Raw genomic sequence first — 13,349 nt, forward strand, 5'->3', positions numbered from 1 at the left:
CATGACTGCATCCCGCCTGTGCCGGCTGGCCGCGTTCGGCCTGCTGGCGACCTCGGCCAGCGCCCCGGCGCTGGCACAGACGCCCGCCCTCGCCACCTCTGCCGATGATCTGGCTGCCCTGCTGTCGCGCAGTGCGCCCAAGGCCGACCGCCACGTGCTGCAGCTGGCGGCGCACGCCATGCGCTGTGCGTTGCAGCGGCCGGAACTGGGCATCAATGGTGATCGCCTCAGCGTGATCGATTACTCGCGCCCGTCCACCGAGCCGCGGCTGTGGGTGTTCGACCTGGCCCATCAGCGCCTGTTGTTCGAAGAATGGGTGGCGCATGGCCGCAACAGCGGCGAGAACCGCACCGAGCACTTCTCCAACCGCGACGGCAGTTTCATGTCCAGTCTCGGCGCGTTCACCGCGCAGGAGACCTACATGGGCGGCAATGGATATTCGCTGCGCCTGGCCGGTCTGGAACCGGGCTTCAATGACCGCGCGCGTGACCGAGCGATCGTCATCCATGGTGCGCCGTACGTGAACCCGGCTACCGCGCAGCTGCAGGGGCGGCTGGGACGCAGCCTGGGTTGCCCGGCGGTGCGGCTGTCGGTGGCCAAGCCGCTGATCGATGCGTTGCGTGGTGGCACGATGGTGTTTGCTTACTACCCCGACCAGGATTGGCTGAAGCACTCGCAGCTGCTGGCCGGCGGGTGCGGTGGCCAGGGCACGCTCGCCACGCGGTGATGCACGACGGCGCGCGGCATGATGCAATGCGTGGATGAACATCGACTCCCTGCTGCACACTCCGAGCCAGGTCATTTCCAGCCTGGACTATCGCCGCGAACGCTGGCGGAATGGACTTGGCTGGACCCGCGAGATCCTGCGCCTGCCTGCGGAGGGCGATGACTGGGCGCTGCGCCTGTCGGTGGCCGAGATCGAGCAGGACGCCGCGTTCTCCGCCTTCCCCGGCGTGGAGCGCGAGCTGGTGCTGCTGCAGGGCAATGGCGTGCGCCTGCGCTTCGACGATGGCCGCGTTGCCGAGGTGCTGCCGCCGCATGGACGGGTGCGCTTTGCCGGCGAGGAAACCCTGCACGGTGAACTGGTCGATGGCACCACCCACGACTTCAACCTGATGTGGAAGCGCGAGCTGCTGCAGGCCGAACTGCTGCACCGGCCACTGGTGGGCGCGATGTTCTTCTTCTGCGAACCGGGCGTGGCCTGGGCGCTGCATCTGCTGTCCGGTCAGGCGGAGTTCGGTGCCGACAGCGGCCTGCCCGCGCTACGGGCCGGCGATACCGCGTGGTTGGCGGCCGGCGAGCGTCAGCGGCACGCGTTGCAGGGCGGTGGCGAGTTGTTGGCGATACGGGTGGCGAGCGCCGGGTAGCGCCGGACCATGCCCGGCGTCATGGTGCGAACCAAGGTTCGCACCCACCAGAGAGCATTTGTGGTTGGGGTCAGAGCCCTTTCCTGCGGAAAGGGATCCGACCCCGAGGGTTCGTTCAATACACATCGCGCCGGTAGCGACCGGCCAGCAGCAGCGCTTCCTTGCCCGAAATACCCAGCACCTGCTCGATCACCGCATCCACCGCCGGGGCCATGCCCTGCAGGCTGCCGCAGACCAGGATCGTGGCGCCTTCATCCACCCACTGCCGCAGCGTTGCCGCTTCGGCCAGCAGCCGGTCCTGCACATAGCGATGCGCGCCGCCGTCGCGGCTGAACACGGCATCCAACCGCGCCAGTGAGCCGTCGGCCAGCATTGCCTGCAGTTCTTCACCGAAGTGGAAGTCATGCGCGGCGGTGCGCTCACCGAACAGCAGCCAGGTCCGTCGTGCGCCACTGCGGATACGTTCGTGCAGATGCGCGCGCAGGCCGGCAATGCCGGTGCCGTTGCCGATCAACAGCAGCGGCACGTTGGCGGCCACGCCATGGAAGTTGTCGTTGCGACGCAGCCGCAGCTGCACCGGTTCGCCGATGGCCGCGTGGTCGCACAGCCAGCCGCTGCCGATGCCAGGCGTGCCGTCCGCGCGCAGCTGTCGGCGCAGCAGCAGCTCGACCGCACCGTCGGCCATCACCGAGGCGATCGAGTACTCGCGATGGGGCAGCGGTTGCAGGGTCGCCAGCAATGCGGGCAGATCACCTGGGGGAACCAATGAGGGCAGGTGCGAGCGCGCGACGCGTGCCAGCAACGTCTGCCCATCATCCAGCACGGTATCCGCATCGAAGCGTTGCGCGTCCAGCCACGCGCGCGCGATGTGGCGGGCGTGTTGTGGCCCGATCTCGGCGATGTCACCGGCCTGCCACTGCGCATCTGCATCGGCCGGAGGCTGCAGGCGCAGCCAATACACGGGGCCGCCGGGGCTGCCCGGATTCAGATGCTCACGTTGCAGCAGCGTCCACGGCTGGTACTCGGCCGGGCTCCAGTCGGGCAGTTCACTGGCGCCGCCGGCAAGTTGTCCCAGCAACTGCTGCCAATGGCGCAGTGCCGCCGGATCGGCGTTGTCGACTTCGATCGCGTCGAACAGCGGATGCGCGCCGTGCTGGCGCAGCCAAGTGTCCAGCTGGTGGCCGAATCCGCAGAAGTGGCCATAGCTGCGGTCGCCCAGCGCGAGCACGCCGTAGTGCAGGTGCTGCAGCGAAGGCGGCGCGGCCATCACCCCGCGCAGGAACGGCAGGGCATGATCGGGTGGGTCGCCTTCGCCAGTGGTGCTGGCGATGAACAATGCACGCTGGCTACCGGCCAGCAAGGTGGCGTCGACCTCATGCAGGCCTCGCACGCGCACCGGCACGCCGGCACCACGCAATGCCTCGGCACTGCGTTCGGCCAGTTCGCGGGCGAAGCCCGTCTGGCTGGACCAGACCAGCAGGATCGGTGCGACGTCGGCAGAGGCAGCATCGTCGCGCGGTCGCCCACGCCACCACAGTGCGGCACAGGCCAGCGCATACAACGCGGTGGCGATGATCGCGACCTGCGTTTGCCGTGCAGGTGGCGCGCCCTGCCACCAGGCTTCGCTGAGGTGCAGGCGCAACAGCGCCCAGGCGATCAGCGCCAGCAGGATCAGTACAAGCGCGTTGCCGAGCAGCGCGCGCGACGGCCGTGCGCTCATGCGTCCTGCTCGTCGAGCAGGCGCTGGAAGGCGCTGCTGAGAAATTCGTGCGGGCCATCCGCTGCGCGATGCAGGTAGCGTGCGGCCAGTCCTTCGCGTTCGGCCAGCGCCATGCCGTGCTCGCGGCCTAGTACGGTCAGTGCGGTGGCCCAGGCATCAGCATGCATCGCGTCGTCGGCGACCACCGTCACTGCCGCTGCAACCTGGCGCACCGGTCTGCCAGAGCGCGGGTCCAGGCTGTGACTGTAAGCCTCGCCATCGGCCTGGTACTGGTGCCAGCGATCACCGGAGGTGGCCACCGCCTTGTCCTCCAGCGCCAGCACCCGCGGTGGTGTTTCGGTGTGCGCGTCTTCTTCCGGTGCGGATTCCACCAGTACGCGCCAGGGGTGGCCGTCGGGCTTGCGGCCGTAGCCGGCCAGTTCGCCACCGACCTCGATCAGTGCAGCAGCGATGCCCTGATCGCGCAGCCAGGCGGCCACGTGATCGACGCCGAAGCCCTTGGCGATCGCAGAGAGATCCAGTTCCAGTCCACCCGGTTGCAGCAGCGCATCGTCCTGCCACTGCAGGTGCTGCCAACCGCAGCGATCACGCGTGGCCTGCAGGGTAGCGTCGTTGGGCTGGCGGCGTTCGCCAGCATGTGCACCGAAACCCCACAGTGCCACCAACGGGCCGACGGTGGGATCGAATGCACCATCGCTGGCGGCGGCGATGGCCTGTGCGCAGGCCAGCACCTGGCGGGTCTCAGCCGGCAGCACGCACCATTGGCCAGCGTTGGCGCGGTTGTAGCGGCTCAGGTCCGAGCCGGGCTCCCAGGTGCTCATCTGCGCGACCACCTCGTCCAGCCGCGCCTGGATGCCGGCATGCAGCGGGTGCAGGTCGCGCTGGCGCGGCGCGACCAGCGACACGCTCCAGGTGGTGCCCATGGTGGTGCCACCGAGGCGGGCGATGTCGAGCTGGGGATCGGTCATGGTGGTGTGCTGCAGATGCGATGCCGGGGCTGCCCGGCATCGCGTTCCACGTCATTACTGCGGCAGCACTTCCAGCGTGGCCACGTAGCTCAGGCGGCGCTTGGCGGCTTGCTTCACCGAGGTCTTGTTGTCCTCGGTGCCGGTTTCCAGCCAGTACATGCCAGCTTCCGGCCAGGTCACCTTGATCTCGCCCTTGGCATCGCTGGTGACCTTCAGTTCGTCCTGCGCGTTGCGGTAGCGGGTGGCGCCACGCACGATCTCGAATTCCAGGCCGGCGGCCGGCTTGCCGTCGACCAGCACGCGGAAGGTGGCTTCCTCGCCGGCGAACAGGTCGTTCGGGTGGCCGACGGCGACCAGCTCGATGCCACGGTTGGTGGGCTTCAGCGCGGTGTCGTTCGGCGCACCGTTGGTGACGAAGGTCTCCACGCGGCCCACCGACTGGCTCACTTCCAGCTTCTTTGCGTCCTTGGGCAGTTCGCCGAAGGTGGCGGCGGTACCGCGCCAGCGCTTGCGCTCGCCGTTCTGTTCGTAGGTGGCGAACAGGCCGTCGTTGACTGAGGCGATGCGGTAGGTGCCCGCCTGCTTCAGTTCGAGGTCGAACACGCTGCGGTACTTGCCGGTGGCCGCGTTCTGCGGCTGCACGGTGCTGCCGTCCGGCGCGGTGATCACCACCGACTCCAGGCGCAGCGGCACGTGGTTGAAGTAGAACAGGTCGTTGGAGACCGCACCGTCGACAGTGATCCACGGCGCGCTGCCGGCGATCACGGTCTGCGAGGGCAGCAGCCAGGCCTTGTGGGCCAGGGCGGAGAAGGGAAGGGCAGCGGCCAGGGCGGCGGCGAGGACGAGCGTGCGCTTCATGCGGAGGACTCCAGTTGGAAGGGGTCGGATCCCTTTCCAACGGAGAGGGCTCTGATCCCGGGGATGTGGCGATGGGGTCAGAGCCCTTCCTGTGGAAGGGATCTGACCCCGGAACAAACGGTCAGGGTTTGACGGCGAGGGTGACCTGGCCCAGTTCGGTGGCGCCCTGCGCCTTGCCGTTCTGTGCGGCGGTGGCCGGCCAGGTGAAGGGAATCTTCAGCAGTTCACGGCCGCCGACTTCGCGCACCGCTTCCACCACCAGGGTGTAGTTGCCCGGGGCCAGCTGCTTCAGCGCCGGCTGCCTGTCGTTGAACGACAGCGCGTGCTTGCCGGCCGGGCGGGTCGGGCCGGTCACGCCGTCCACCGGCACCTGCAGGGTGCGGCCGCTCTTGCGCCACCACTGGCGCAGGTCGGGCAGCCACTTGGTGCCATGGCCTTCACTGTTGCTGGTCTGCTGGTACCAGACCGACAGGTTGGCCGCGACTTTCTGGTCGGCGCCTTCCAGCCACACGGCCACATACGGGCGGTGGTATTCGGCCACGTTGAGCTTGGGCACTTCGACGTTGATGTCGAGGGTGGTGGCATAGGCCGGCGAGGTGGCCAGCAGGCCGCTGAGGGCGATGGTGAGGGTGACGCGCATGGGGCGGCTCCGGAAACGAGGGAAAGTCAGTGGATCAGCAGCAGGGCGATCAGCAGCGGGATCATCAGACCGAGGCCGACCAGCGGCCAGGTCATGCGCCGCTGCCGCGCATGCAGGTGCAGCAGGAACAGGCCGGTGATGCAGAACACCAGGCAGGCCACGGCGAACACGTCCAGAAACCAGCCCCATGCCGGTCCGGCGTTGCGGCCCTTGTGCAGGTCGTTGAGGTAGGACACGACGCCGCGCGAGGTTGATTCGTACTCCACCGCGCCGGTCTCGCGATCGATGCTCAGCCAGGCGTCGCCGCCGGGGCGTGGCAGCGACAGATAGATCTCCTCGGCCGACCACTCGGCCGGGCGGCCGCCGATGGCGATGCCCAGCTGCGTGTCCAGCCATTGCCGGACAGGTCGCGGGATCGGCGCATTGCCGTCTTCGCGCGTGCCCAGCTGGCCGAGCAGATCGGCTGGCAGTTCCAGGTGCTGGTTCTGCACCTGGGGCTTGGCCTCGATCTTCGCCGCGTGGTTGAGGGTCAGGCCGGTCACCGCGAACAGCAGCATGCCGATCAGGCACACTGCCGAACTGATCCAGTGCCACTGGTGCAGCGTCCGCAGCCAGAAGCCACGGCTTTGTTGCTGCTGCACGGTGGAAGAGGCAGGACGGCTCACGGCACGGTTCGAGGCGGACGGGGACTGCCCATTACATCATTGGTGAGAATAGCTCGCAATTGCGTGTCGTTCTGTATCCCGGAGGCGGTAGATCCACGCCATGCGTGGATGAAGCGGTGCCGACCAAGGTCGGCACCCACCGAAGCAGGGAGGAGCGCGGTGATCAGAACTTCGCGTTCAACGAAATCCAGTAGCTGCGGCGCTGGTCCTTGGTCGCGTAGTCGTCCACGCAGTTGAACTCGCTCTGGCTGATCAGCAGGCACGACTGCGAGACGAAGTTCTTGTCGAACAGGTTGTTGACCCGCGCGTTCACCGTCAGCCATGGCGTGGCCTTCCAGCTGCCACCCAGGTGGAAGAGGGTGTAGTCCTCGTAGTAACGGGTCTGGCTGACGCCGTTGGCGTCGAGCAGGGTGTCGCGGTAGCGGTCGTAGCGGCCCTCGCCGATCAGCGACAGGCTGATGGCCTCGTTGAGCTGCCAGTTCAGGCTGGCATTGGCCATGTGCCTGGCCGGGGTGGTGCCGGTGATCGGCAGACCCTTCTGCGGGCCACTGGTCTGCTCGCTCCTGGTCCAGGTGTAGTTGCCGCGCAGCTGCAGGGTGTCGAGAAGGTCGATGTGGCCGGCCAGTTCGGCGCCGCGGGTCTCGGCCTTGTCGATGTTCACGCTCTGGGTGAAGGTGCTGTAGCCCAGCGCGGCCCAGCCCGGGCCGATGTCCACGCAGTAGCCGCTGCTGGCCGGCGCCACTTCGCAGTTCGGGAAGGTGCCACCGCTGGCGATCTTGTCCTCGAATTTGTTGAAGAAGCCGGTGACGTTGAAGCCCCAGCGCTGGCCTTCGAAGTACGCGGCCAGTTCGTAGTTGGTGCTGGTTTCAGGCTTCAGGTTCGGCGAACCCACCAGTGGCAGCACGCCCTGGCCACCGAAGCCGGTGATGCCCGGGAACAGCTGGTCCGGACGCGGGGTCTTGTAGCCGGTGCTGACGCCGCCCTTGAAGGTCCACGCATCGCTGGCGTTCCACACCAGGTAGCCGCGCGGGCTGAGATGGCTGCCGAAGATGTTGTGGTCGTCGTAGCGCAGGCCGAAGGTGGCAGTGAGGGCATCGGTCAGCGCCCAATTGTCCTCGGCGAACAGCGCCCACATGCGGTGCTTCTGCTTGGTGTTGCTGCGGTAGCCGGCGCCGTCCATGCCGAACACGCCGTCGATCATGTCGGTGTCGTTGTACTGGCCGCCGACAGCGAGCTTGTGCGCGCCGAAGTCCAGATCCAGCATCGTGTCGAGCACGTAGCCTTCCAGTTCCATGGTGCGCAGCGGACGCGGCAGGAACGCCTGCAGGCGCGCCATTTCGCTGGGATTGAGTGCGGTCAGCGCATTGCCACGGCCGGCCGCGCAGTTGTTGGCCGCGCCGGTGCGACGGCAGACGTCATTCCACAGCGTCTGCAGGTTGGCACGCTCGTCCAGGGTCAACGGCAGCGAGCGGCCGAGGTTGCTGCTCTTGCTGTGGGTCAGCGAGGTCTGCCAGGTGCCGAAGCTGTAGCGGCCCTGGTGGGTCAGCGACAGCTGGTCGCGCTCGTAGCGCTGGTAGGCGGTGTAGCCCACGCGCGGCTGCACCACGCGGCGGGTGACCGTGCCGCTGCCGTTCGGGTTCGGGATGACCGCATTGCCGACGCGCCATAGGCTGGCCAGGCTGTCCAGGGTGCCGGTCTGGCCTTCGCTGTTGTCGTACTTCTGCCGCGACACGTCGTAGTCCAGCCACAGCTCGTGGTCATCGTTGACGCGGAAGTCCAGGCGCACGCCGGTGTTCCAGTTGGTGTTGGCCACCGACTTGCCACCGCCACCGAAGCCGATGCTGCGCTCCCACAGCGTGCCGTCGGGCAGGGTCAGTGCATCCCATTCCGGATTCGATGCCTTGGCATCGTAGTAGCTGCCGCGCACTGCCAGGCTGAGGCGCTCCTTCAGCAGCGGGCCGCTGAGGTACAGGTCGGTGGTGCGTGCATCACCGAACTGGTCATCCTGCTGCACGGTGAAGCCCTGGGTCACGGCGCCGTGCCAGCTGTGCTGGTTGCGGCGGGTGATGATGTTGATGACGCCGCCCATCGCATCTGAGCCGTACAGCGTGGACATCGGGCCGCGCACCACTTCGATGCGTTCGATCGCGTCCAGCGGCGGCAGGTAGGCGAACTGGCCGCCGCCGAAGTTGTTCGGGTACAGCTGGCCGACATTGCTCTGGCGGCGGCCGTCGATCAGCACCAGGGTGTATTCGGACGGCAGGCCGCGCATCGAGATGGTGGCGCGGCCGTTCTTGTCGGTGGCCTCCAGGCCGACGTCGATGCCTTCGACGTCGCGCAGCGCATCGACCAGGTTGGTATACGGGCGCTTGCTCAGCTCCTCGCGGCTGACCACGCTGATGCTGGCCGGCGCATCGACCACCTTCTGTTCGAAGCCGGAGGCGGTGACCACCACCTTGTCCAGCGTCTGCGGGGCGCCGGCGATCTCTGCATGTGCGAAAGCAGGGGCCGCCATCGCCGCCAGCACGGCGCTGGTCAGCAGGGGGCGGGACAGGGACGAACGGACACGATGGCGCTGGGCCATGGCAGTTACCTCGAAAGATGCAGAGAGGTGCGATGCCGGGCGCGAAGGGCGCGGCATGCACGGGAAGCCCGGTCAGGGGCGGCAGGGATGAAGCAGGCAGCGGCGTGCGGGTGCGACCGCGCAGGCGGTCACGTCGGGCCGTGGATCAGGCGAGCGGCGGCGCCTGGCCGCGTTGCTGGCGACGCCCGGGCGCGTCGGCCCAAGGCGTGTCCGGAGCGGCCAGCGGCCAGTCCGGGCGCACGCCGGGCATGGCCGGCGTGGCGGGTACGAGTTCACGTTCGGTACGCAGCCACTGGCTGGCCAGCAGCAGCGGCGGACGTGCCTTCTCGGCCGCTTTCACCGGGGTGGAAGCACAGCGGCGCAGCTTGGCCGGGGCTTCTTCCTGCAACGGGCCTTCGCCGCCGCGTTCTTCCAGCGGTACCTGCACGGTCGCTGCTGTCGCCGGGTGCGGCAGCAGCGGCAGGGTGCCCAGCAGCAACGCCAGCATCGCCACCCACGCCAGCAGGCTGGCCAGCGCAGGACGCTGGCCGCGCATGGCGGCACCCATCTTGCGATGGATCAGTGGGCGAGGGCGAAGCGGGCGCAGCAAGCAAGGGTCCCCAGGTGGTTTGCCGGCAGCGGCCAGCATCAACGGGGCGTGATTGTAATGAGAGCCGTTAGCTGTTGCAAATGAGAATGATTGCCAAAATGTCGCAGGCCGGCCAGATGGGGCTCAGACTTCGCTCCAGCGCCGCAGCAGGTTGTGGTACACGCCGGTCAGCTGCAGCACCGCTTCGGTGTCGCCGCCAGTCTGCCGCAGGCGTTCGATCGAGCTGTCCATCTCCCACAGCAGGCGCCGCTGCACGTCGTCGCGGATCATGCTCTGCACCCAGAAGAACGAGGCCACGCGCGCACCTCGGGTCACCGGCCGCACTTGGTGCAGGCTGCTGGACGGATACACGATCAGGTCGCCAGCCGGCAGCTTCACTTCATGCTCGCCGTAGGTATCGCTGATGATCAGCTCGCCGCCCTCGTACTCGTCCGGATCGGACAGGAACAGGGTGCAGGAGATGTCCGAGCGCAGCTGCTCGCCGTTGGCCAGGTTCATCACCGCGCCATCGACATGGAAACCGTAGGTGCCTCCACCGCTGTAGCGGTTGAAGCGTGGCGGCAGGTACTTCAGTGGCAGCGCCGCGCTGAAGAACAGCGGGTGCCGGGCCAGCGCGACGAGGACGGTCTCGCCCAGCTCGCGGCGCAGCGGCGAGGCCTCGGGCAGCTGCTGGTTGTGCTTGGCCTGCGCACCCAGATGGCCAACCGTCTCGCGGCCATCGGTCCAGTCGGCGACGTCGAGGCGGCGGCGGAACTCGGCCACCTGCGCGGCGCTGAGGATGTCGGGGATGTGCAGCAGCATGCGGAACTCCTCAGTGGGACGGCGGTGCGACCAGGGCGCGCACCTGCGGATGCGGGGACGCTGCCAGCTCCGGCACGATGTGGGCCATGAACGCCGGGCTGCCGTGGGCCAGCGCCAGCCGCAGCCAGTGCACGGCCTGATCGACCTGGCCGGCCTGCAGCAGGATCGAGGCGTAGTTGGCCTGGCCGCGGAAATCGCCGGTCTCGGCGGCGCGCCGGTACCAGTCCAGCGCGGCCTGTGGATCGCGCTCGATCTCCAGGCCGTCCTCGAGATGGCGGGCCAGCAGGTTCATCGATTTGGCGTGGCCCAGGTGCGCGGCGCGCGTGTACAGCGCCAGCGCCTGCGCGCGGTCCAGCGGCACGCCGCGGCCGGTGGCCAGCAGGTTGGCCAGGTTGTACAGGCCCCAGTCCAGCCCGGTGTCGGCCGCGCGGCGGTACCAGACGGCCGCCAGCGCCGGGTCGGGCGCAGTGCCCTGGCCCAGCTCATGGCAGCGGCCGAGCATGTTCATCGCCATCGGCACGCCGTTGTTGGCGGCGGTTTCGTACCAGAGCAGCGCGGCAGAGGCATCCTGCGCGGTGCCTTTGCCTTCCATGTGCATCTGCGCGAGCAGCAGTTGTGCATCGACCTGGCCGGCCTGCGCGGCATCGCGGATGTGCACGAACGCGGCTGCCGGGTCGTGCTGCAGCAGTTCGGCCAGGGCGTCGCTGTCGATGGGGGTAAGGGTCGCCATGGGGTGAGTATCGCCGGAAACAAAAACGGCGGCAGGAGAGCCTGCCGCCGTGGTGGAGCGAAGTTACATCAGAACTTCACGTTCAGTGCCAGGGTGGCCGAGCGACCCGGGGCGATGCTCGCGTAGTGCGAGGCATAGGCCTTGGTGAAGTAGGTCTTGTCGGTCAGGTTCTGCACGTTCAGCTGCAGGCTGATGTTGTCCTGGATCGCGTAGCTGGCCATCGCATCGAAGCGGGTGTAGCTGGCGATCCACTTGGTGTTGGCGACATCACCGTACTGCTTGTCCGAGTAGAACGCGCCGGCGCCGATGGTCAGGCCGATCGGGAAGCGGTAGGTGGTCCACAGGTTGGCGCTGTGCTTGGCGGTGTTCGGGAACATGTTGCCGTTGTTCGGCGACGGTACGTAGATACCGCTCGGGCAGGTGCGGCCCGACACGGCGCAGACGAAGCCGTTGTCCTTCAGCTCCGAATCCAGGTAGGTGTAGCCGCCATACAGGCTCCAGGCGTCGGTCAGCTGGCCGTTGAAGCCCAGCTCGAAGCCGTTGATCTCCTTCTTGCCGGCGTTCTGGCTGGTACCGTTGTCGACGGTCACGCGTGCGTTGTTCATCACGGTGTGGAAGATCGCGGCGGTCAGGTTCAGGCGGTTGTCGAGCAGGTCCCACTTGGTGCCGAGTTCGAGGTTCCTGGTGTCCTGCGGCTTGAGGTCGGCCACCAGCCCGGTCAGGCCGTCGGAGCCATCGCCACCGTCCATACCCGGCGGGGTCGAGGAGGTGCCCCAGGACAGGTAGATGCTGCCGTTGGCCACCGGCTTGAACACTACGCCGGCCTGGTAGTTCACGAAATCGTTGTCGTTGCGCAGGCGGGTCGGCGCTGCGTTGAGCACCGGCGTGGTCAGCGTGGTGCTGTAATCGTCATAGCGCAGGCCGACGTTGAAGCTCCACTGTGCATTGAGCTCGATGGTGTCGAACAGGTAGGCGGACTTGGTCTTGGTGCGCTGTTCAACGTCCAGCGCCTTGTTGCTGCGGTAGACGATCTGACCGGCCGCCCACGGATCGTTCGGGTTCGGATTGTTGAAGTCGGTGCAGTTGAAGTTGGTGGCAGCGCCGGACACCCGGCACACCGAGCTGTTGGCCGCGAGAGGTTCCAGCGGATTGGCGGTGCCCGGCGTCATCTGATAGCTGCCGCGGGTCATCTTCTCGTCGCTGTACTCCACGCCCGCGCTGTAGCTGTGCTTGAGCGCGCCGGTCTGGAAGGCGCCGGTCAGGCCCAGCTGGTCGGCGAAGCTCTTGACGTCGACGGCGCGGCTGTTGGTGCGGCGCCACAGGGTGCCGTAGTTGTTCGGATTACCCTTGCTGTCGTCCGGCTGGGTCCACAGGTAGTCGTTGCTGGTGTTGCCCAGGCGCGCGATGTTGCGCAGCTTGTGGCCGCCGAAATCGTAGCTGGCGTCGAGGGTGCTGATATCGGCGCGGGTACGCTGGAAATCACGGTCGACCAGGCCGTAGTAGTTGTTGCGGTCCGGCACCATCGGGCGGCCGTCGCCGTTCTTGGCCACGTTCGGGCCGCTGGTGAACGGGTTGTTGTACGGGAAGCCGCCGGCATCGGGCAGGTCATCGCTCTGCATGTGGTAGTGGCTGGCGATCAGCTGCGCCGGGCCGTTCAGGCCGAACGCGATCGACGGTGCGATGCCCCAGCGGCTGACGTTGGCCGCATCACGACCGGCGATGTCCGACGCGTGCTTCATCAGGTTCAGGCGGGCGGCGACGCCATCGCCCAGCACATAGTTGGCGTCCACGGTGCCGCGCGCGTAGCTGTCGGTGCCGATGCCCATGCTGGCGCTGGTTTCGTTCTTCAGCTTCGGCGTCTTGCTTACCAGGTTCAGGCTGCCACCACCGGAATCACGGCCGCCGTAGGCCGAGCTCGGGCCCTTGACCACTTCCACCTGCTCCAGGTCGAAGATCTCGCGGGTCTGCGAGCCGACGTCACGCAGGCCGTCGACGAAGATGTTGCTCTGGGAGTCGAAGCCGCGGATGAAGGGGCGGTCGCCGGTCGGGTTGCCGCCTTCGCCGGCACCGAAGGTGATGCCCGGCACCATGCGCAGCGCATCCTGCAGGTTGGTCGCGCCGGTCTCGGCAATCAGCTTCTCCGAGACGATCGACACCGACTTCGGGGTGTCCAGCAGTTCGGCGGTGAACTTCGGCGAGGACGGATTGAACCAGCTGCCGCGCACCTGCACCTTGTCCAGGTCGGTGGCCTTGTTGGTGCCGGAGGCGGCGCCGTCGGCGGCCTGTGCGGCCAGCGGTGCGAAGCCGGCGGCCAGGGTGGCCGAGGCGAGCAGGGAAACGCGCGGGGCGTACTTGCGGGTCTTGATGTGGGTCATGGTCTGGGTGGCGGTGGCTTGGATCAGGAAAGGGCGCGGGCCGGCACGCAGG

At 67.6% G+C, this 13,349-nt stretch carries 12 protein-coding genes; 2 read left to right on the forward strand and 10 right to left on the reverse strand.

What is annotated here, in order from left to right; translation table 11 throughout:
* The first annotated feature begins 1 nt into the window (after nucleotide 1).
* Nucleotides 2-727 carry a murein L,D-transpeptidase catalytic domain family protein gene (locus tag AASM09_RS05585; RefSeq protein ID WP_010483599.1) on the forward strand — a complete coding sequence of 242 codons (726 nt, stop codon included), beginning with the start codon at nucleotides 2-4 and terminating at the stop codon, nucleotides 725-727.
* A gap of 34 nt (nucleotides 728-761) precedes the next feature.
* Complete coding sequence (locus AASM09_RS05590; RefSeq protein WP_049429352.1) at nucleotides 762-1,367, forward strand: HutD/Ves family protein; 606 nt, start codon at nucleotides 762-764, stop codon at nucleotides 1,365-1,367.
* Between the two features lie 115 nt (nucleotides 1,368-1,482).
* Here the strand turns inward: AASM09_RS05590 and AASM09_RS05595 are convergent, their stop codons facing one another.
* The 10 genes from AASM09_RS05595 to AASM09_RS05640 all read right to left on the reverse strand — a co-directional run bounded on the left by AASM09_RS05595 (nucleotide 1,483) and on the right by AASM09_RS05640 (nucleotide 13,297).
* On the reverse strand, nucleotides 1,483-3,087 hold the full coding sequence (locus tag AASM09_RS05595; protein WP_049429353.1) for a sulfite reductase subunit alpha: 1,605 nt from the start codon (nucleotides 3,085-3,087) through the stop codon (nucleotides 1,483-1,485).
* Nucleotides 3,084-4,055 carry an FAD:protein FMN transferase gene (locus AASM09_RS05600; protein WP_049429354.1) on the reverse strand — a complete coding sequence of 324 codons (972 nt, stop codon included), beginning with the start codon at nucleotides 4,053-4,055 and terminating at the stop codon, nucleotides 3,084-3,086. The genes AASM09_RS05595 and AASM09_RS05600 overlap by 4 nt, the downstream gene beginning before the upstream one ends.
* 54 nt (nucleotides 4,056-4,109) lie before the next feature.
* The gene (locus AASM09_RS05605) at nucleotides 4,110-4,913 is read right to left on the reverse strand and encodes a DUF4198 domain-containing protein (protein ID WP_049429355.1); all 804 of its coding nucleotides are present in this window, start codon (nucleotides 4,911-4,913) and stop codon (nucleotides 4,110-4,112) included.
* Between the two features lie 121 nt (nucleotides 4,914-5,034).
* On the reverse strand, nucleotides 5,035-5,553 hold the full coding sequence (locus tag AASM09_RS05610) for a DUF2271 domain-containing protein (RefSeq protein WP_005408420.1): 519 nt from the start codon (nucleotides 5,551-5,553) through the stop codon (nucleotides 5,035-5,037).
* A gap of 26 nt (nucleotides 5,554-5,579) precedes the next feature.
* Nucleotides 5,580-6,218 (reverse strand): PepSY-associated TM helix domain-containing protein, encoded by a 639-nt coding sequence (locus AASM09_RS05615; protein WP_049429356.1) that lies wholly within the window; start codon nucleotides 6,216-6,218, stop codon nucleotides 5,580-5,582.
* A gap of 163 nt (nucleotides 6,219-6,381) precedes the next feature.
* Complete coding sequence (locus AASM09_RS05620; RefSeq protein WP_049429357.1) at nucleotides 6,382-8,802, reverse strand: TonB-dependent receptor domain-containing protein; 2,421 nt, start codon at nucleotides 8,800-8,802, stop codon at nucleotides 6,382-6,384.
* A 145-nt stretch (nucleotides 8,803-8,947) separates the two neighbouring features.
* The gene (locus tag AASM09_RS05625) at nucleotides 8,948-9,349 is read right to left on the reverse strand and encodes a hypothetical protein (RefSeq protein ID WP_049429358.1); all 402 of its coding nucleotides are present in this window, start codon (nucleotides 9,347-9,349) and stop codon (nucleotides 8,948-8,950) included.
* Between the two features lie 165 nt (nucleotides 9,350-9,514).
* Nucleotides 9,515-10,192 (reverse strand): Fe2+-dependent dioxygenase, encoded by a 678-nt coding sequence (locus AASM09_RS05630; protein WP_049429359.1) that lies wholly within the window; start codon nucleotides 10,190-10,192, stop codon nucleotides 9,515-9,517.
* Nucleotides 10,193-10,202: 10 nt separating this feature from the next.
* Nucleotides 10,203-10,922 (reverse strand): tetratricopeptide repeat protein, encoded by a 720-nt coding sequence (locus AASM09_RS05635; protein ID WP_049429360.1) that lies wholly within the window; start codon nucleotides 10,920-10,922, stop codon nucleotides 10,203-10,205.
* Between the two features lie 68 nt (nucleotides 10,923-10,990).
* Nucleotides 10,991-13,297, reverse strand: a complete 2,307-nt coding sequence (locus AASM09_RS05640) for a TonB-dependent receptor (RefSeq protein ID WP_049429361.1) — start codon at nucleotides 13,295-13,297, stop codon at nucleotides 10,991-10,993.
* Nucleotides 13,298-13,349 lie beyond the last annotated feature (52 nt).

The sequence above is a fragment of the Stenotrophomonas maltophilia genome, assembly GCF_039555535.1.
Lineage (GTDB): Bacteria > Pseudomonadota > Gammaproteobacteria > Xanthomonadales > Xanthomonadaceae > Stenotrophomonas > Stenotrophomonas maltophilia_Q.

Coding starts and splice junctions, on each gene's coding strand:
- AASM09_RS05585 (WP_010483599.1), top strand. CDS start 2: ATGACTGCATCCCGCCTGTGCCGGCTGGCCGCGTTCGGCCTGCTGGCG.
- AASM09_RS05590 (WP_049429352.1), top strand. CDS start 762: ATGAACATCGACTCCCTGCTGCACACTCCGAGCCAGGTCATTTCCAGC.
- AASM09_RS05595 (WP_049429353.1), bottom strand. CDS start 3,087: ATGAGCGCACGGCCGTCGCGCGCGCTGCTCGGCAACGCGCTTGTACTG.
- AASM09_RS05600 (WP_049429354.1), bottom strand. CDS start 4,055: ATGACCGATCCCCAGCTCGACATCGCCCGCCTCGGTGGCACCACCATG.
- AASM09_RS05605 (WP_049429355.1), bottom strand. CDS start 4,913: ATGAAGCGCACGCTCGTCCTCGCCGCCGCCCTGGCCGCTGCCCTTCCC.
- AASM09_RS05610 (WP_005408420.1), bottom strand. CDS start 5,553: ATGCGCGTCACCCTCACCATCGCCCTCAGCGGCCTGCTGGCCACCTCG.
- AASM09_RS05620 (WP_049429357.1), bottom strand. CDS start 8,802: ATGGCCCAGCGCCATCGTGTCCGTTCGTCCCTGTCCCGCCCCCTGCTG.
- AASM09_RS05625 (WP_049429358.1), bottom strand. CDS start 9,349: ATGGGTGCCGCCATGCGCGGCCAGCGTCCTGCGCTGGCCAGCCTGCTG.
- AASM09_RS05630 (WP_049429359.1), bottom strand. CDS start 10,192: ATGCTGCTGCACATCCCCGACATCCTCAGCGCCGCGCAGGTGGCCGAG.
- AASM09_RS05635 (WP_049429360.1), bottom strand. CDS start 10,922: ATGGCGACCCTTACCCCCATCGACAGCGACGCCCTGGCCGAACTGCTG.
- AASM09_RS05640 (WP_049429361.1), bottom strand. CDS start 13,297: ATGACCCACATCAAGACCCGCAAGTACGCCCCGCGCGTTTCCCTGCTC.